This is a genomic window from Mesorhizobium sp. IMUNJ 23232 (assembly GCF_044326205.1).
Classification (GTDB): Bacteria; Pseudomonadota; Alphaproteobacteria; order Rhizobiales; family Rhizobiaceae; genus Kumtagia.
The window spans coordinates 12,939-31,507 of sequence record NZ_JBIRCY010000075.1 but is presented as its reverse complement, the minus strand read 5'-3'; the positions used below and the strand labels follow the sequence as shown (position 1 = coordinate 31,507).

Sequence of the window (18,569 nt, the reverse complement as noted above, 5' to 3'; positions counted from 1 at the left end):
TCTTCTGCAAGCTCAAGGAGTTCAAGCGCATCGCCATGCGCGCTGACAAAACCGACATCTCCTTCGCCGCAATCATCCATCTCGCCGCCGCAGTCTTAAACTCGCGATGAATCTCAACAGGCCTTAGGGCAACGTGTAGGAGGTCTTCACCGTGGTGTAGAACTCCGCAGCATAGCGGCCCTGTTCGCGTGGTCCGGAGGATGAGCCTTTCCGCCCACCAAAGGGCACGTGATAGTCCACTCCGGCGGTCGGCAGGTTGACCATCACCATCCCGGATTCGGCGTTCCGCTTATAGTGGCTGGCGTGTTTGAGACTCGTCGTGCAGATTCCTGCCGTAAGCCCGAATTCGGTGTCGTTGGCAAGCGCCAGCGCCTCATCATAGTCTTTGACCCGAATGACCGAGGCGACCGGACCAAAGATCTCTTCACGGTTGATACGCATCTGAGGCATCGTTTCAGTGAATAGCGCTGGCTCCAAGTAGTAGCCTGGCGTCCCCCGCTCCAGCCGAGAGCCACCCCATGCAAGTTTGGCTCCTTCATCCTTGCCGATCGCGATGTAGGACAGGTCTTGATCGAGCTGATTTTGATCCACGACGGGCCCGATATGCGTTCCATCCTTGAGCGAGTCGTTGACGACAAGCTTGCTCAACCGCGCTTTGAGCGCTTCGACGAAGGAGTCGTGGATCTTGTCCGTTACGATCAGGCGGGACGAGGCAGTGCAACGCTGACCGGTAGAGAAGAAGGCGCCGTTCGCAGCACACTCGACAGCGGTCTGGAGATCCGCATCATCAAGGATGACGAGCGGATTCTTTCCGCCGAGTTCCAACTGGAACTTGCGCATGTGTTCGACGCTGCTGGCGGCGACCTTCTTGCCCGTCGTGACGGAGCCAGTGAAACTGATCGCATGCACATCGCGACTGGTAAGAAAAGCATCGCCCACGACTGAACCGCGGCCCATGACCAGGTTGAAGACCCCGTCAGGAATACCAGACCGGATGATGATGTCGGCAAGCGCCCAAGCTGACCCGGGCACCAGGTCGGCGGGTTTGAAGACAACGCAGTTTCCATAGGCGAGCGCCGGTGCGATCTTCCAGGCAGGGATCGCGATCGGAAAATTCCAGGGCGTGATGATGCCCACGGCGCCTACCGGTTCGCGTGTATGTCAACCTCGACGCCCGGGCGAACGGACGGCAGCTTCTCGCCGGACAGGCGCAGAGTTTCGCCCGCGAAGAAACCGAATATCTGGCCCGCTCGGACGACCTCATCGATGGCTTCGCCCAGCGTCTTGCCTTCTTCTCGCGCCAGCAACCTGCCCAGTTCCTCCCTGCGGGCCAACAACTCTGTCGAAACCTTTTGCAGGATGTCGTGTCGGAGCTGGATGCTGGAGCGCGACCAGGTCTTGAGCGCCTGTTTGGCCGCAGCGATGGCGGCTTCGGCGTCCTGTCGAGACCCACGGGCATAGACACCGACGACGTCGGGTGTTCGAAGGATTGATGTTGTCTGCAGCCTCGGCCGAATGCGTCCATTGCCCGGCGATAAAATTCTGATGCACGGTCATTCTGGTATTTTTTCCTGTTGCCGCTGCTCGCCTGATGGGAACAGTTGTCTACTGAACCGAAAGTCTAACTGCCCTGCTTGGGACAAAAGTTTTCGAAGGTGACGATGGCCCACCGGTTCTGGCGCAAGGCCAGCTTTCGCATCCAGCCGGTCCTCTCGCCGAACTTGGCGCGGCACCAAGCGCCGTCGGTCGCCATCAAGCACAGTTCGGTCGTGACGCAGGTTTGCGTCGGCACCACGCCGACCACCTCGGCGTCGTCGCGCGCCTCGGCACGGACGTTCAGGTTGACTAGGACCAGCACGCTGGCGCGTTCCGGCGCGGGAGGTGCGGCCTCTGCCGCATCCACACACTTGCTGGTGAAGCCCGAATAGAAGCAGCCGCCGGCCCGCCTGGCAGCCTCGAGCATGGCCGCAGTGCCGGCAACACCTACCTTCTCGAAGATCAACGGAGAGCCCGATGCACTTGTGCCGCTAACCCGCCGCTGACTGCCGCCAAGACGGGCGATCACCGCGCCGGCGGCATCGAACAGGGTCATCTGACCCTCGCTGACGCCCCAGGATTTGACCAGAGCGGCCTCGCCGCGGCAGCCCTGTCCCTCGACAGCGAAGCGGCCGTCTGCATCAGCTTTCGAGCCCAGCACCATATTGCAGATCGATGGAGGGTTGGAGTAGCGGGCATCGACGAGTTGCCAGCTGCCGTTGAATGCCTGGACGAACTGGTCCACGGACTGCGCCCGCACCATCGTGGCCAGCGACAACGCACCGGCCGCGGCCAACATGACCGTCAAAAATCTCGCTACTTTCATGGCTCCCCTCCGTTACGTAAAAGTCGAAAATTAGGGAGAGGTTTGTCAAGTCACGCGTCGCGATTTCTATAGTAGACGTTGCAGGTTTCGCAAGAAACGAAGCGGCAGCCCGGGGAGTACGAAAGGGAAATTCGGGGCGCAGCGATTGGCCCTAGGGCTCGCCCGACGAAACCTCGGCCCTGCCGACGACCCTGCCGTCCTGCCGGAGAACCACCCTGATGGAAATGCGGTCGCCCTTGGCAAGAGACAGCGCGGTCCTGGCTATGTCCTGGGACTGGCCGGCGGAGAGCTTCAGCGTGCGGTTCTGGCGCGTGGTCACTGTGCCCGATCCGCCGGTGCGGTCGATCTCAACCGAGCCCTCGATTTCGGCAACGCCAAAGCCGACGGCCGATGCGGTGATCTGGACACCGGCCTCCGTGGGCACGATGGCGATGGAGGGGACCGCAACGGCGCCTCCGTCCTGCGCCACCGCGTCGCCTGCAGCGCAGGCGGCGGCAAGACCCACAACGAGTGCGGCTGCGTGGCGCATCGACATGTCGCTAGAAACTGGTCTGGGTGATCGCAACCGTTCCCGGCGCCGTCGAGAACACCTGCATGCCTGTCACGCCGGCCGGGCTCAGATTGTTGCCGTTCTGCGTGATGGTGACGGAGGTGTTGGCGGCCACCGACGTGGGGAAGGTGTTGCCGTTGCCGTTCTGAATTATCTCGCCGCTGCCGCCGGAACCCACGGTCAGTGAGTTGGCATTGCCGCTGCCGTTCTGCACGATCAGACCGGTCGCGCCAGCGCCGACAGTCAGCGATGCATCGTTGCCATCGCCGATCTGCAGGACGGCGCCAAGGGAATCGGCTCCAAACGCGCTCAGCTGGGCCGAATTGCCCGACGTGCCGCCAGCCGAATTGTCCTGGAGAAGCAACAACTGACCGCCATTGCCCTCGATGGTCAGCGTCGCAGTGTTGCGCTGGCCTGACTGAACCGCAGACGGCGCGGTCGCCTGGTCCATGCGGTACAGGTCGCCGACAGCAAGCGTGCCGTCGAGCGCGTCCTCGATCATCTGCTGCGTCGGGCCGGCGACAAGCGAGTTGTTGGCCAGCGACTGGTCTGACGACAGGCTGTTGCCAGCGAGCGCGCCGGGAGGGCTGGTCTGGATAATCTTCAGGACGTTGTTGTCACCAGCAAAGACCGGAAAGGAGCCAAAGACGAGAATGCCCGCGAGAATAGCCGTATATTTGCCCATAATGCGAACAAACTCTTTGTAGGAGGTCACCAGGACGTCTGCGAGATACTAATTATATTGCCAATTCCGGTCTGTGAAAACCCCACGACGCTGTTTATTCCGGCCTGGGTGACGGCAGTCTGGTTTGCCGTGCCCGAAATCGAGGCTGCAATCCGGTTGCCGCTGCCGTCCTGCTCGAAAGCGAAGAGATTGTGGCTGCCGGTGACGCTGGCGGTGATGCGATTGTCGAATCCACTCTGGGTGATCGAACCCGGCGTCAGGCCAACCGAGAGCGCGGCTCCGGTGAAGGACGCGCCAAGCGGGCCGCCGTTGAAGTCGCCCTTGATGTCGAGGTCGATCATGTTCGGCGCGCCGAAACCGTTGTGGACCTGGAGAACGGACACCGCATTGAAGCCGCCGTTCACGTCGAGCATGTGCGAATTGGACAGCTCGTTTTCGGTCAGGATGACCAGTTCGTTTCTGGCCTGGGCGGGTGCCGATGCCAGGACAACGCCTGCAACAAGCACAGAACGCAGTTTCATTGTGACGGTCTCCCCGTGACGCGGGGAGATCGTCGCAAGCGCTGCTTAATATTCGGGCCGTGGGTTCGATAAAAATTGAAGCTATGTCGCTTTGTCCGAATCAACCGGGGACAAGGTCAGAACTGGCGCACGAACAAGCTGTTTCCAGAGCCCGCCTGAGCTAACAACGACATATTCGTAGCGCCGGTCTGGACAATTCCGAGTTGGTTGCTGTCATCGTTTACCGACGCCAGGACGGCATGCTGAACGATCAGCAAGGAGTTGCCGGTCTGGTTAACCGAGACCTCGTTGCAGGGAAGCCGCGGCATGGCCGAATTCGCCATCAGCGTCGCACCGCCTGCAACGACAGGCAGCAGGACCAGAGGCACGAATTGGGTTCTAGATCATCGGTTCTCGTCCCACTGCCCTGGGGTGCGCTCGCCTGCCCATTGCGCTTAAGCAACACTGCATCAGCCGGGATCGCCTGGGACCGTGTCAACCAACGGCTGAACTCAACAGCGCCGTCAACGCACAAGCGCTATCGAGGCCACATAGTCACCTTGCCGGGCCGCCTTCGGTGTCGCGGCAGGGTCCGGCGCCGTCGCCGCGCCGGCGACCGCAGGCGAAGTCTCGGGAACGGCCCCGTCCACGCCCGGCTCAAGCGAGCCGACCGTTTCGTCCGGCGCTGCGGGAGGCGGAGCCACTGAGGCGGGCGCCGGGGACGGAGTCGTGGGACGCGGCGCAGCCGCCGCGCGCGGCCATGCGGCTGTCGTCTCGACGACGTCCACGGCGTTGCGCGTCTTTGGTGGCGGCACGATTTCAGCCGCCGCTGTCAGCTTGGCGCCGTACTTCTCATTGCGGTAGTCGGCGATCACCTTGCGGCCGGCCTCGCGGTCCGCGAACGACCAGACGCCAAGTTCGGCGCCTTCGATGATCATGCCCATCACCGCCTTCTCGATGGCCTGCTGCACGGCGATCTGCTTCGGTTCGTTCTGAGTGACGCCCGCCTCCGCCTCGAGGATCTTATCCAGGGCGACATAGCGGAATGCGCCGCCCTGCAGCGCGTAGGAGGCGATCATCTTGTGGACCGCGACGCTGGACAGCACCTCTCCCGTGTTCGTCGAAACGGCCCGCAACGTGACGGTCACGGTGTCTTGCTGCCATTTCACGTCGCCGCCGATGCCCAGATAGCGCGCACCGATGCCGCCCGTCATGGTGTTGGTGTCGTAACCGGTGATTCCGCCCTGGAGGATAATGCCCGCGTGATCGAGCGGCGGCAGGACGCGCGGGTCGATCCGCTCCTCGTTGCGGTAGATGCGCCGCATCTCGGTCACGATCTGACGTTCCTTCAGCAGGTCGTCGAGCCGCGCACGGTCGAGCACCGTGAACCACCGCTTCTCGCCAGCATCCTGCAAGGCCTTGATAAGCATCGGCGCGCCGCCCTGGGTGACAGCCCGCGACATGGTCTGGACGAGCTCGCGTTCCTTGTACTGGCCGGTCAGATCAGGGAAATCGTAGACGGCGACGGTAATTCGCTTCGCCGGCACCGGGATGGTGCGCAGGCTGTTGCTCTGCTTCGTCACAGGCGTGTAAACGGGCTGCAGAACGCCTTCGACCGGCACCGCCTGGCATCCGCCTAGCACAGACACGAGTGCGCCGACGACGGCGACCCTTGCGATTATTGTCCCAAAGCGCCGGCTTTTCGGCATGTCGTCCCCCCTGATGCCGCTGCCCGCGCTTGCATTGATCCGTCCCGCGTCGGAATCAATCGAGCCCCGGGCTGAGCGACGTGCCCGACGTCAGGTCGCCACTCAGGGCGCCGGTGTTCAATCCGCCGGACAGAGCGTTGCTCGACCCGAGGGCACCTGCGTTCTGCATGAGGGAATTCGTAGTGTTGTTGCTCGCGACCAGCAGGGGCACCACGATCTCGGTGACGCCGGTCGGGTCGGTAATGATCAGCCGAATCGAATCGATGGTCCGCTCGAACGTGACGGTCGTGTCGCCAAAAGTGACAGTGCCCGAGTCCTGCGGATTCTCACCGAAGATCGCCTCAGTAACCTGGCTTGCGAGCGCCGAAAGCAGGCGGCTCTGGAGCTGGCGGACGAAGAGGTCCGCGTCGGTAGAGCCCGGACCGGTTGGATTGTCCGGATCCGTGCCCGAGCGCGGCGTGCGAGCCGTGGCCGTACGCTGAGCGTTGGCCATGCCGAGCAGGTGAGCCGAGTTCAGCGGGCTGCCGCCGAAGGAGGGATTGATCGGAGTGTAGACCATATCCTGAGCGGCCGAACCGCCCGCGGCAGCCAGAACAACACAACCGGCTAGAAGCGCCGCGCAAGCAATCTTCATTATTCTACTCTCCCCACCTTACGAACGAGAAACACCACAACGGCGCTTCTTGCAAACACTTCCAGGTACCGTTTCCGCCACCCTGCCGGTTGTCCCCGACGGACACGCCAGGATCGCTAGTGCGCCCGCCCTCATTGCGTTTTTCACGGAAAGCGATGACGGGAGCTGCCAGCAATGCTACTGCGAGACGCCGATGCTGTTGAAGTTGCCGATCTGGCTGAACGATGCGTAGTTGCTGTTCCCTGCCTGGACGACCGCGACCTCGTTGCCAATTCCCGTGATTGACCCGTCGATCGCGTTGCCGTCGCCGTGCTGCGCGAAAGCGAACTGGTTGTCGTTGGAATTCGGCGACAGCGCCGACCCGACTTGGAGCACGATGGAGTTCGCGGTTCCCAACTGGACGAGGTCGGCGATCGATGCCGGAAGGCGACCGGGCGGCTTCCCGCCCGGCCGGTCGTGGTTACTGCGAGACGGAGAGGTTGTTCGAACCTCCACCGTTCTGGGCGAATGACGTCACGTTGTTCGACCCGTTTTGCAACACGGCAGCCTGGTTTCCATTGGAGGCGCCGTCGTTGCCGACCAGGCCGGTGATGGAGTTGCCGCCGCCGATCTGGGCGAAGGCGAACTGGTTCAGATTGCCGACGACGTCATAGGTCAGGCTGTTGCCCGACAGCGCCGAGGACGAGTCCTGAAGCGCCCTGCCCGCCACGAGCTGACCGCCAGACGTGCTGACCAGCGCTCCCGCGGCGCCGGTCAGGGTGCCACTGCCGTTCGAGTCCCCCTGGAAGGTCATGCTGACCGTATTGACGCTGCCGATCTGGTCGATCAGCGCCTTGTTGTCGTTGCCGTTCGCCAGCGCCACCGCGTCGTTGAAATCGCCGTTCTGGTCGACGTCGAACTGGTTGCCGTTTCCGGAGATCTCCACCAGCGCGCTGTTGATGGCGCCGTCCTGGTCGAGCGTCACGCCGTTGAGGTTTCCGGTGACGAACACCTCGCCCGCATTCATGTCCCCCTCCTGGTCGACCGCCACGTCGTTCTGGTCGCCCTCGATGTCGACGGTCGCCTCATTGGAGCCAAGTTGGTCGACGGACACCGTGTTGCTGTCTCCATCGACGAGGATCCCGGCTTCATTGCCGAAGGAGGCGCTGGAGACCTGGTCGAGCGTCACGCCGTTGAGGTTTCCGATGACGGACACCTCGCCCGTATTGCTGCCCTCCTGGTCGACCGCCACGTCGTTCTCGTCGCCGAGGATGTCGACGGTCCCGTAGTTGCTACCGATCAAGCCCAGCTGGTCGAGCGAAATCGTGTTTGCGTTCCCATCAACGTAGATCTCGCCAACATTGCCGAACGAGGCGAGGCTGTCCTGGTTCAGGACCACCACATTGTCGTCGCTGCTGCCGGCGGTCCGGGATCCGATCAGCACCTCGCCGAGATTGGCAATTCCGATCTGGCTCAGCGCGAGTTCGTTGGCGTTGCCGTTCGCAGACGCCAGCGCCTCGTTCCCCTCGCCAAGCTGGGTAATGCCGAACTGGTTGCTGTCTCCGAGAATCTCGAGTTCCGCGCTGTTGCCGTCGCCTTCCTGCGATATCGCGGTCTGATTGGCATTTCCGTCCACAGTGCCAGCGATCCAGTTATCCACCCCGTCCTGGACGAAACCGAACAGGTTGCCGTCGCCGGTGGCGACATAGCTGATGTCATTGCCTTCGCCGGTCTGGCGAACGTGCGACTGAAGCACCCCGACTGCGAGGGCCGGCCCCGTGAACACGCCCGACGTCACGCCATTGCCGGCACCGTTGAAGGTCAGCGTTGCGGTGTTGTCCGCCGCGCCGGTGTTGACCTGGCTCAGTTCGCGAAGCTGGTTGCCGTTGCCCCCGCCCTGGCTGATGTTCGCCGTGTTGGAGCCGCCCGCCGAGAGGTTGTTGGTCTGCGTCGCCGTGTAGACGAGTTGCGAGTTGCCCGTCTGGGTGATCGTCAGCTCGTTGCCGAAGCCGGTCTGGTGCGCGCCGCTGCCGTCGTTGCGCGGACCACTGCTGGTGTTGCCGACGCGCGAGGACTGGCCGGTCTGGGTGATAGTAACGTCGTTCGACGCATCCGCCGCGCCGCCCGTAAAAGTCTGGCGCAGGTTGGAGACGCGCGCCGACCAGCCGCCGTTCTGGGTGATCGTTGCGTTGTTGGAATCGGTCGTCGCTGACGTGCCGCCATTCTGCTGAACCTCGAAGACAGCCTGGTTGGCGCCTGTCTGGTCGATTCGCAGATAGTTGGAGTTTCCGATCTGGTCGACGCCAAGGCCTGCTTGGTCGCCCGGCGATCCTACCCGGTTGATCTGGTTGCGCGGCGGGCTGTTGACGTTCGAGTCATGTGTCTGGTTGATGATCAGCTCGTTGTCGGAGCCGTCTTGCCGGAGCTGATCCGTAGTATAGCCGGCTCTGTTGCCGACGGCCGAACCGTTCGACTGGCCCTGAACGATGGCGGCCGAGTTACCGTCGCCGACCTGGTCGATATAGACCTCGTTGTCGTCTGCAAGTGCTGCCCCCATTAGAAGTCGACCGCCGTGGTGGTCGCAAGTGTCAGCTTGAATGTCATGGTGTAACCCCTGTCACGCAGTTGAATGTTGATCGAAGAAATCGGCCGGGCGGTTTCCTGCCCGGCCGATAGTGACTACTGCGTCACCACCACGACGTTGCCGTTGCCTGTCTGGGTGAATGTGGTGGTGTTGGAGCCACCGACCTGGATGACCACCGCCTCGTTGCCGTCACCATTGACCGTCCCGGTGATGGTGTTGCCGTCACCGTTCTGGCGCGCCGCGAACTGGTTGCCGTTTGACGGCGTCAGGTTGCCGACATCCAGGGTGAACTGGTTGCCAAAGCCCTCCTGCACGATCAGGCCGGCCACCAGCCCCGCGCCGAGTGCCGCGGTCCTGGCACTGCCAGGATCGGTGAAGCCGTCACGGTTGTTGTCGTCGCCGTTGATCGTCAGCGTCGCCGTGTTCTGGTGGTTCTGCTGGATGGAGGCCAGGTTGTTGTTGCCGGTGATCATAGCCGTGACAGTATTCGTCCCGGACTGGCCGGTGTCGATGTCATTGTCGTCGCCGACGATCGACAGCGTCGACGCGTTCGAGGTGCCAGCCTGGATGGCATTCGCCACATTGCCGTTGCCGAGCACGTCGACGCTGGCCGTGTTGAAGTTGCCAGTCTGGTCGATCAGCGCCTCGTTGGAGTTGCCGTTCGCCGTCGACACCGCATCGTTCAACGTGCCGGACTGGACAATGTCGAGCTGGGTGCTGTCTCCCAGGATATCGACCAAGGCGCTGTTGTCGGAGCCGTCCTGGTCGAGCGACGCCGAGTTCAGGTTACCGTTGACGAACACGGTACCCCCGTTTCTGCCGTCCTGATCGACCGTCACGCCGTTCTGGTTGCCGAGGATGTCGACGAGCAGGTTGTTGCCGTAGTCGCCGCCGATCACACCGAGCTGGTCGGCGGTCACCGTGTTGGCATTTCCATCGACAAGGATTTCCGCTTCGTTGCCAAAGGTGAGGCCGCTGTCCTGGCTCAGGTCGACGACGTTGTCGTTGCTACCGCCGTTCCGGTCGCCGATCAGGACCTGGCCGATATTCGTGCCGCCTGTCTGACCCAGCGCGACCTCGTTTCCGTCACCGGTCGCCCGCGCCGTCGCCTCGTTGAAGGTGCCGTCCTGGTCGAGCTCGAAGTCGTTGTCGTTCCCGTAGATCTCGATCAGCGCGCTGTTGACGGCGCCGTCCTGGTCGAGCGTCGCGGCGTTGCCGTTTCCGACGACGAACACCTCGCCCGCATTGCTGCCGTTCTGGTCGACCGCCACATCGTTTGCGTCGCCCTGGATGTCGACGGTCGCTTCGTTGTAGCCGGTCGCGCCGAGCTGATCGACGGCAACAGTGTTGATGTCTCCATCGACGAGTATCCCGGCTTCATTGCCGAACGAGGACGTGGCGTCCTGGTTCAGCACCACCAGATTGCCGTCGCTGCCGGGGGTGCGGTCGCCGATCGCGATCTCGCCGAGATTGGCGTCTCCGGTCTGACTAACCGCGACCTCGTTGGCGTTGCCGGTCGCCCGCGCCGTCGCTTCGTTGTAATCGCCGGACTGATCGATGCCGGACTGGTTGCTGTCTCCCAGGATGTCGAGCTGCAGGCTGTTGCCGTTGCCGGCCTGCTTGACCAGGCCCTGTGTGACCGACGAGTTGGAGGTGACGAACAGGCCGAAGCCGGCAGTGCCGTTGGAGTTGCCGACCTGCAATACGTCCGCGGTGTTGCCGTCGCCGACCTGCGAGCCGTCGATCGCGTTGCCGTTGCCGTCCTGGCTCATGGCGGTCGCATTGCCCTGACCGTCCTGCAGCGATGTGCCGATGCGGTTGCCTTCGCCGGTCTGGCTCAGATTGGCGTCGTTGCCGCCGCCTGTCTGCGTCACGCCGCCAGCGACGGAGTCGGCGTCGCCGGTGCCGATGATGTTGCCACCGGCGCCTTGGCTGGTCTGGGTGATGGCCACAGTGTTGGCCGCACCCGAGACATGCGTCTGTGCGATGCCGGTGACCGTCGAGAGGCCGTCGACCGGCTCGCCCGGAGCGGTCTGCTGGGTGACCGTCACGCTGTTGAGCGTCCCCGGGTCGCTTCCGCTGCTCTGGTTGATCTGGTTGACGCGGTTGCCGTCGGACGTCTGGTCGATGACCAGCACGTTGCCGTTGCCGGTCTGGTCGAGCCCGCTGCCGCGGGTACCGACCTGGTTGCGATTGCCGGCCTGTTCGACGTCAAGGCTGTTGCCCGAGCCGTTCTGGCTGGCCGCGTCCGTCGCGGTGCCGAGTTCGTTCTCGTCGCCGGTCCCCTGCACCACGATGCCGGTGTTGCCGGCGCCGGTCTGCGAGACGTTTGCGAAGTTGTCGTCGGCCCAGACTGGCGCCGACGCCAGCGTCATCGCCGTCGCGGCCAGAAGTGCCGAAGCGAAACGCTTGGAGGAGAAGAGAGTGGTTTTCATTTTAGTTGTCCCCAATTTGAAGTTCGGAGGTAGCGATGCCGGTCGATCCCGGAAGCAGGAAGCCGGATTGGAGCACAGGGGCAACGTCAATATGTTGAACCTTGGTGTTTGCGGTGAGTCCCAACACCGCGCGCACTGCCTGCGGCTTCAAGCCGAATCGAACGCCCTATGCTTCTGCAAATGGACGCCGGAGCAGGCGAACCTGGCTCCAGCGCAACAAGACCTTTACGGCTTGGCAACCGCGGCCATATCGGCGCGCGCCTTATCGACCAGTTCGACTCCGATCTTTTCGCTGTACTCTTTCACGACAGGCGCAACGCGTTCGCTCATGGCTGCGATCGCTTCAGGCGTGGGTTGGGTGATCTCGAAGCCGTTCTCCTTGAGCTTCCCTTCCAACTCAGCCGCCGCCTTGCGAGAGATATCCCGCTGGAAGGCTGCCGATTCCTTTGCCGCTTCCATGACGTGCGCCTTGTCCTCCTCGGAGAGGCTTCCAAACCACTTCTGGCTGGCAAGAAGAACGAACGGCGTATAGACATGGCCCGTCTTGGCCAGATACTTCTGCACCTCATAGAACCTGGCAGTATAGATCAGAGCGTACGGCGTTTCCTGACCGTCGACGGCGCCGTTCTCAAGGGCGCTGTAAAGCTCCGGCCAGGGAAGCGGCGTCGGATTGGTTCCCAGAGCCGACCATGTTGCAATAAACAGCGGGTTAGGTATGACCCGGATATTGATCCCGGCCATGTCTTCCACCGTGTTGACCGGACGAATTTTGTTGGTCATATGGCGAAACCCGTTGTCCCACCACGCAAGCCCCACGATGCCGGTCTTTTCCTTCAGCTGTGCAAACAGCTGCTCGCCAACCGCGCCGTCCATGACGGCATCCACCGCGGCGAAGTCCTTATAAAAGAACGGAAGGTCGTATATCATGAATTGCGGAACGACACCTACCAGGTTCGGCGTAGGGCCAACCATGATGTCGATGAAGCCGGCCTGAACCGACGCCTGCATCTCCGGCTCGCTGCCGAGCACGCCGTTGCCGAAAGTATCGATCTTGATGCGCCCGCCGGTCTTTTCTTCCACCAGCTTCGCAAAATGGCGCGACGCCTGTCCGACCGGATGGTCCTCTGTGGGCACGTAGCCCAGGCGCGGGTTCTCAGCCATGGCCGGAGTGGCAGCCAAGAGACTTCCCAAAAGTGCCGCAGTTAGAAGTAGTGCTTTCATAAGTTTATCCTCCCAAGAATGGTTCACAGGAACCAGGATGCAGGGCTGTCACCAATCGAAGGAACAGGACCGGCAGTACAAACTTCACCCTCGGCTATCAAAGCGAGGCGTATGTGGCTTAGTTGATCACCGCGTTGAGCGAGGCGCCGACGGCGGTGTGATTATCCATTGCTGCAGCTGCGATGAACGCAGCTTCGGAAGTCACCGGGTCGACCATGCGTATTCACCACAGGTGGACGAGACCAGCGGCCCCCCCCCCGCGATGGGCACGGGCCGAACGGCAAGATCAATCCAACCATCCCTTGCCCGAGACCGGGGGCACCGGGGGGTTGGGCTGGCTGGAAGTCGGCGGCCAGTTATGCGTGCCGGTCGGGAACGGATTGATCGCAACCCGCGTATCGAACCCCGGACAATAGTTCGCCGCCGAGTGCCAGCGGCCGGCCGGGACATAGACGATATCGCCGGCTTCCGAGACGATGGGGTCCAGGCCTTCGATGTTGTACTGAATCTGACCTTCCATGATGAACCAGAATTCACCATAGTTGATGTGCCTGTGTCCGAGCGCCGTGGGGGACTGCAGGTTGCAGTTAAACGCCTGGCCGCGGATCGAGTTTACAAAGAAGCCAGGAGCGGACGCGAACTGGAACCCAGCGGGCTCAGCGAGGAAATTCCTGTGCTGCACATTGTTCGCTAGCGTAGTACCGTTCGCGGAATAATTGTTAAGGGGCTCCGGGCCTGGATCCTGCCGCGTCAACGCCCAGGTGAACCCCGGCTGCGGCTTCGGCAAGGTGGTCGCCGCCTGCGGGTAGGTGATCCTGGCGTCAGCGGTAAAGAGTTCGAAGGTCAGGGACGGCACCGCGCCGACGTTCTTCATCTGGAACTGCGTGCGCGCGGGAACCTGGACCATGGAGCTCTTGGTGGCGACAAACGTGGTAGTCGTCGCCGGCGCGTTCCCGATCGTGAATTCGACTTCACCTTCCCAGACGATGAAGGCTGCGCGGGTGTCCGAGATGAACATGGCCGGAGACTGGTCGCCGATCGCCAGCTGCACCCATGAAGCCTGCAGGTGCTGGTCGCTGACGACCTGCTTGTGCCAGGTCTTGGATTGATTTGCGGGCGAGATCGTAGCGCGTACGTCGGCGATCGTCGTGCGCGGCTTGTTCGGCGCCTTGTATGGAGCCGGCGCCACCGTCCTCGGCGTCCAGGTAAATACGGTCTGTGCGAGGGCGCCGGTGGTCGCCACCCCCCCGATCGCCAGCGCAGCCACGATGGCCAATCCGCCTTTCCAAAAATTCATCGCAGTTTCTCCTCCGGTTTTCTGCCTGCCATGGTCACATCGCACGCCTGACCCTATCCCCAGGCATCGATCCATCCAGGAAGTCCACAATGTGGACGTAATGTCCAACAATGCATATTGGACAGACTGTTAACGGATTGTCAACGCCTCACCGCCGCGCTTCAGGGCCTAGCGATCGGATGCCTGCCTGTTGGGTTGACGTGCATGGGTCCTAACGTCCGCTGACAGTGCAGGAGGCCTCGGCGGCTGATCGGAGGCTGTCCAGGGTACGGGTGTGATCGCCGCTCCACTCTGGAACCATGCGATCACGTTCTGTGCCACGAGATCCGCCATTGCGGTGCGCGTACCGACCGACGCGGATCCGATATGCGGCAGGATCGTCAGGTTATCGAGCGCCAGCAGGTCGTCGGAGACATTGGGTTCATCCGCGAGTACGTCGAGGCCGGCCGCCGCGATGGCTCCCGCGCGGAGGGCGCTGATCAGTGCATCCTCGTCCACCACGGTTCCGCGCCCTACATTGATGAACACGCCCTCGGGCCCGAGGGCGGACAGCACCTCGGCATTCACGCTGTTTGCGGTCGACGGGTCGCCCGGCACGATGGAGATGAGCACATCGACGGCACGGGCAAGTTCAAGCAGTGAAGGAAAGTAGTCGTACGCGACCCCCTCCGCCTGGCGCCGGCTGTGATAGGCAACAGGAAGCCCAAACGCTTCAACTCGTCGGGAGATGCAGCGACCGATCCGCCCCATTCCGTAGATGCCGACCCTGCGGTTCCGCAGTGTCAGACGGCTGAGCGGGTAGTCCGATGCTTTCCACCGGCCCTCGCGAACGAAGGCTGCCGCCTTGGGTATCTCGCGCACGACGCTGATAAGGAGGCCCAACGTGAGATCGGCGACCTCCTCGTTCAGGACATCAGGGGTGTTCGTGACGACGATATTCTTGCTGCGTGCGTAGGCAGCATCCACCGTGTCGTATCCAACGCCGTAGCTGGCGATGATCTCGAGGTTGGGAAGGGCGTCTATGAACTGCCGATCGATTCTGGCGCGACAGGCCACGCCACGAATTGACGCCCGCACTTCCGGGGACAGATAAGCGTGAATGTCACAGTCAGGGGTTTCGACCAGGCTGAAATGCGTTCTGAGCATGCGGCGGGCATGCTCGTGCATCCAGCCTGGTATCAGCACGGTGGCGGCGCGTTTCGACAACGGTTTTCCTTCCGGTTCGGGGGTGTCACTGCCGGCACGAATGGCCTCAGGTGAATCAGGATTTTCGCACGGGAGGCCTTTGGATTGCGCAATGCGCCGATAGTGAGCCGCGGACTTGATTTTGGCTTCGAGTTCGCGGCGGCTGGCCAGTTCCTCCGGCAAATCAGCATGTCGGCGGTCCCTGTCCTCCAAGGTTGCCATGAGCTTGACCACAATGTGGTTAATCTGTCCAAAATTTGATAAAGACCCGCAACCTCCTTGTCAAGACGGCACGCACGCCGCAACCGCAAGGTGGAGCTTGACAAGTGCGCAGTTCCACCTAATGTTTGGACAAAATGTCCATATTATGGACTGGGCGATTCCAAAAAAGGTCGCGCGTTCGTATTCACCGGCTGCACGAAATGTGCCGAATGCCAGACGGTGGCTGCAGCGATGCATGGGCGGAATATCAAGGAGTGTGGCAGCGTGCATACTATAACTTACCTTACGAATATTAGTTTCGGCCTTGGAGCTTCCGATTCACTGGCAGAAATACTGCGCGAACTGGGCGTGTCTCGCCCGCTGGTGATCAGCGATCACGGCATCAAGGCTGCCGGTCTACTGGATCGCCCGGGCTTCGCGTTCCTGAAAGCGGCGCGGGTCTTCCTGGACGTTCCCACCAACCCGACCGAGAGCGCGGTTGCTGCGGGTCTCGAACTGTACAGGCAAGGCGGCTGCGATGGCGTCGTGGCGATCGGCGGGGGCTCTCCGATCGATCTGGCCAAGGGCGTCGCGCTGCTCGCCACGCACGATGGTGAACTTGAGCGTTATGCAGCGATCCTGGGCGGGGTGGTACGCATCACGCGTGCGGTTGCGCCGCTCGTGGCCATTCCGACAACGGCGGGCACGGGGTCCGAAGTTGGGCGCGCGGCACTGATCACACTGGATGACGGACGGAAGCTCGGATTCATCAGCCCGTTCCTCATCCCCCGTAGGGCGGTCTGCGACCCAGCCCTGACAACGGGGCTACCCCCCACCCTGACGGCCTCAACAGGTCTTGACGCACTGTCGCATTGTATCGAGACGTACCTTTCCCCCCGCTATAATCCGCCTGCCGAGGCAATTGCCACCGACGGCTTCCAACGCATCTGGAAGGCTTTGCCTGTCGCCTACGCAGATGGCGCGAACGCGGAGGCGCGGACCGAACTCATGATGGGTGCCCTCGAAGGGGGCATGACGTTTCAGAAGGGGCTTGGAGCCGTCCATGCGCTTAGCCATGCATTGGGCGGTCTCAAGGAGGCGAAGCTTCATCATGGAACGCTCAACGCCATCCTGATGCCGACCGTCCTTCGGTGGAACGTGGAAGTTGAAGCAGTTGCCAAGAAGGTCAGCCATCTCGAAAGCCTGGCGGGACTTGAAGGAACAACCCTCGCAGACGCACTGGACGAGTTGAACAGTCGATTGGGCATTACACCCAGATTGTCCGAACTTGGGGTGCCCCGCCACGTCATCGATTGGGTGTGTGAGCGAGCCATTGCAGACCACAGTCACCCCACCAATCCACGTCCCCTGACCAAGGAAGACTACGCCGCGATCCTCGAGGCCGTTTTCTAAGCTGAGAACGCTCGCAGACAAGGATCGAGGAGTTGATTCCGTGAGACCTATTGTAATCGTGACGGGTGCGAGCCACGGCATCGGCGCCGCAACGGCCCGGCTGTTCGCCGCCGAAGGCTATGATGTTTGCATAAACTATCTCTCGGACACCGCCGCAGCGTCCGAAGTCGTCGAGGCCTGCAAGACCGCTGGCGCCCGTGCCATCGCCGTGCAGGGAGACGTGGGAAAGAGGGAGGATATCGAGGCTCTGTTCAGCGCCTGCGACGATGAACTTGGGCGAGTGACCTGCCTGGTCAACAATGCCGGGATCATTGGGAAAGCCGGCAGGATAGAGGAGTTGCAGCCAGCGGTGCTGGAGACCGCCTTCAGGATAAACGTCTTCGGCGTCATGTACTGTATCCAGGAGGCCGCGAGACGCATGTCCACCCGCAGGGGCGGCCAAGGCGGGACGATCGTGAACATGTCGTCGCTGGCCGCCTTCCTCGGCAGCCCCAACGAATATGTCCACTACGCCGCCACCAAAGGGGCAGTGGAATCCATCACCTTCGGCGCGGGCAAGGAGCTGGCACCCGAGGGCATCCGCGTCAATGCCATCCGTGTCGGGACCACCAACACGCGGATACACACGCAAGGCGGAAATCCCGAGCGCCCAGCCAGGATTGCCGCGGCAACGCCCATGGGGCGCATCGCGGAGCCCGAGGACATCGCGCGCGCTGCCCTGATGCTCGCGTCTCCCGGCTCCGGATTCATGACAGGCACCTTGATCACGGTCGCTGGGGGGCTCTGATGCTCTGCGGTCGGGAAATCTCACAGAAGAGTGCCGGGCTGACCCGGCACTCCTGCTGAGACCGGTTCGAGTCTCGTCCACGGACGTTCAGTCCAGCTCGATCGCCGCGCGACGCCAGTCAAGCACTCTGTAGGGCGCCTCGTCCGCGTTCGATACAAGCATCAATGCCTCGAACGATTCGCTGTAGCCCGACTGCAGGGTCGTCCTGAGATCGACGCGCCAACTCGGTGCCTGCGCCAGCGTGTTGAAGGTCACCCCCGCAAGCGATCGGTCGAGTTGCTCGCGCGACAAGCGGCCGGCGTGGAAATCCTTGATCGCCTTTCGCACCGATGGCGGCAGGCCAGGAATCTCGCCCAGCAGTGCATCATCGAGCGCTTGCAGGCGAACGCCTGCCAAGCCGGAGGAGACGGTGACATAGGGTTCGATGGCGATGGCCATGTCGGGCGTTATTCCCGGGAAGGCGGCGAGTTCGGAGACCGTCTGAAACAGCCTTATGTCGTCCCCAGCCCGCTGTGGAGCGGAACCGGCCGGCTGTCCGTTCAGCGGAGTCGGCCCGGCGCGGTGGCCGATGATCTTTGTCGCCAGATCGTCCGCGGTTCCGGGAGCGGCGCCTGCGGCTCGCAACGCGCCAACGATCAGCGGCCGCTCGGCGGTGTTGAGGTCGATCCGCAAGGCTTCATTTGTCGCAGAGACGGAAGCGACCCCGGTCGGCAGGGTGATCGTGGACGATATCTGATCGCTCAGCGTGCCCACACCGTCGGGCGGGCCCGCGCGGATCTCGGCCGCGGCCTGCGACAGCCCGGCTTCCGCCAGAATGCGCGCCGACGCCTTGTCTTCCGTGACGCGCACGCTGGCCACGACCCCGGTCATCTGCACGCGAAGGATGACGGCGAGGAACCCCAGGAAAATCATGATCCACAGGACGCTGACGAGGATTGCGCCCCGCCGGCTCGTTGCCGAATTCATGCCCACTGCCGCAAGACCCATTTCGTCCGGCCCGATGCTTCGCCGAAGATGACGCCACGAT

General features: G+C 62.5%; 16 protein-coding genes and 2 pseudogenes. 3 read left to right on the top strand and 15 right to left on the bottom strand.

Annotated elements, in window-relative coordinates:
* Positions 1-110: pseudogene (locus ACH196_RS33190) on the top strand (transposase); the annotation flags it as partial.
* A 13-nt stretch (positions 111-123) separates the two neighbouring features.
* On the opposite strand, the pseudogene ACH196_RS33185 reads toward ACH196_RS33190, so the two are convergent.
* From ACH196_RS33185 to ACH196_RS33120, 14 genes and pseudogenes are all read right to left on the bottom strand, one after another.
* Positions 124-1,557 (bottom strand): annotated as a pseudogene (locus ACH196_RS33185) (aldehyde dehydrogenase family protein).
* 64 nt (positions 1,558-1,621) lie between these two features.
* The gene (locus ACH196_RS33180) at positions 1,622-2,362 is read right to left on the bottom strand and encodes an AprI/Inh family metalloprotease inhibitor (RefSeq protein ID WP_396651118.1); all 741 of its coding nucleotides are present in this window, start codon (positions 2,360-2,362) and stop codon (positions 1,622-1,624) included.
* 151 nt (positions 2,363-2,513) lie between these two features.
* Positions 2,514-2,891: a curli-like amyloid fiber formation chaperone CsgH gene (gene csgH, locus ACH196_RS33175; protein WP_396651117.1), complete on the bottom strand. Its 378-nt coding sequence runs from the start codon at positions 2,889-2,891 to the stop codon at positions 2,514-2,516.
* Between the two features lie 10 nt (positions 2,892-2,901).
* Positions 2,902-3,627, bottom strand: a complete 726-nt coding sequence (locus ACH196_RS33170) for a hypothetical protein (RefSeq protein ID WP_396651116.1) — start codon at positions 3,625-3,627, stop codon at positions 2,902-2,904.
* Positions 3,624-4,118, bottom strand: coding sequence for a hypothetical protein (locus tag ACH196_RS33165; RefSeq protein ID WP_396651115.1), 495 nt, complete (start codon positions 4,116-4,118; stop codon positions 3,624-3,626). Before ACH196_RS33165 ends, ACH196_RS33170 begins: the two co-directional genes overlap by 4 nt.
* A 116-nt stretch (positions 4,119-4,234) precedes the next feature.
* Positions 4,235-4,486: a hypothetical protein gene (locus ACH196_RS33160; RefSeq protein ID WP_396651114.1), complete on the bottom strand. Its 252-nt coding sequence runs from the start codon at positions 4,484-4,486 to the stop codon at positions 4,235-4,237.
* A 135-nt stretch (positions 4,487-4,621) separates the two neighbouring features.
* Complete coding sequence (locus ACH196_RS33155) at positions 4,622-5,719, bottom strand: CsgG/HfaB family protein (RefSeq protein WP_396651113.1); 1,098 nt, start codon at positions 5,717-5,719, stop codon at positions 4,622-4,624.
* A 142-nt stretch (positions 5,720-5,861) separates the two neighbouring features.
* Positions 5,862-6,440 (bottom strand): curli assembly protein CsgF, encoded by a 579-nt coding sequence (locus ACH196_RS33150; RefSeq protein WP_396651112.1) that lies wholly within the window; start codon positions 6,438-6,440, stop codon positions 5,862-5,864.
* A gap of 177 nt (positions 6,441-6,617) precedes the next feature.
* Complete coding sequence (locus tag ACH196_RS33145; protein WP_396651111.1) at positions 6,618-6,815, bottom strand: hypothetical protein; 198 nt, start codon at positions 6,813-6,815, stop codon at positions 6,618-6,620.
* Between the two features lie 85 nt (positions 6,816-6,900).
* Entirely contained in the window at positions 6,901-8,976 is a 2,076-nt protein-coding gene (locus tag ACH196_RS33140) for a beta strand repeat-containing protein (RefSeq protein ID WP_396651110.1), read from the bottom strand.
* Between the two features lie 122 nt (positions 8,977-9,098).
* A complete protein-coding gene (locus tag ACH196_RS33135) occupies positions 9,099-11,438 on the bottom strand; it encodes a beta strand repeat-containing protein (protein WP_396651109.1) in 2,340 nt (779 codons plus the stop codon).
* A 225-nt stretch (positions 11,439-11,663) separates the two neighbouring features.
* Positions 11,664-12,659 carry a TRAP transporter substrate-binding protein gene (locus tag ACH196_RS33130; protein ID WP_396651108.1) on the bottom strand — a complete coding sequence of 332 codons (996 nt, stop codon included), beginning with the start codon at positions 12,657-12,659 and terminating at the stop codon, positions 11,664-11,666.
* 286 nt (positions 12,660-12,945) lie between these two features.
* Positions 12,946-13,956: a cupin domain-containing protein gene (locus ACH196_RS33125; RefSeq protein WP_396651107.1), complete on the bottom strand. Its 1,011-nt coding sequence runs from the start codon at positions 13,954-13,956 to the stop codon at positions 12,946-12,948.
* Between the two features lie 168 nt (positions 13,957-14,124).
* Positions 14,125-15,162, bottom strand: a complete 1,038-nt coding sequence (locus tag ACH196_RS33120; protein WP_396651119.1) for a 2-hydroxyacid dehydrogenase — start codon at positions 15,160-15,162, stop codon at positions 14,125-14,127.
* A gap of 465 nt (positions 15,163-15,627) precedes the next feature.
* Here ACH196_RS33120 and ACH196_RS33115 point away from each other — a divergent pair, with 465 nt between their 5' ends.
* Positions 15,628-16,755 carry an iron-containing alcohol dehydrogenase gene (locus ACH196_RS33115; RefSeq protein WP_396651106.1) on the top strand — a complete coding sequence of 376 codons (1,128 nt, stop codon included), beginning with the start codon at positions 15,628-15,630 and terminating at the stop codon, positions 16,753-16,755.
* A 40-nt stretch (positions 16,756-16,795) separates the two neighbouring features.
* Positions 16,796-17,542 (top strand): SDR family oxidoreductase, encoded by a 747-nt coding sequence (locus ACH196_RS33110; RefSeq protein ID WP_396651105.1) that lies wholly within the window; start codon positions 16,796-16,798, stop codon positions 17,540-17,542.
* Positions 17,543-17,629: 87 nt separating this feature from the next.
* Here the strand turns inward: ACH196_RS33110 and ACH196_RS33105 are convergent, their stop codons facing one another.
* Positions 17,630-18,508 (bottom strand): hypothetical protein, encoded by an 879-nt coding sequence (locus ACH196_RS33105; RefSeq protein WP_396651104.1) that lies wholly within the window; start codon positions 18,506-18,508, stop codon positions 17,630-17,632.
* Between the last annotated feature and the right edge of the window lie 61 nt (positions 18,509-18,569).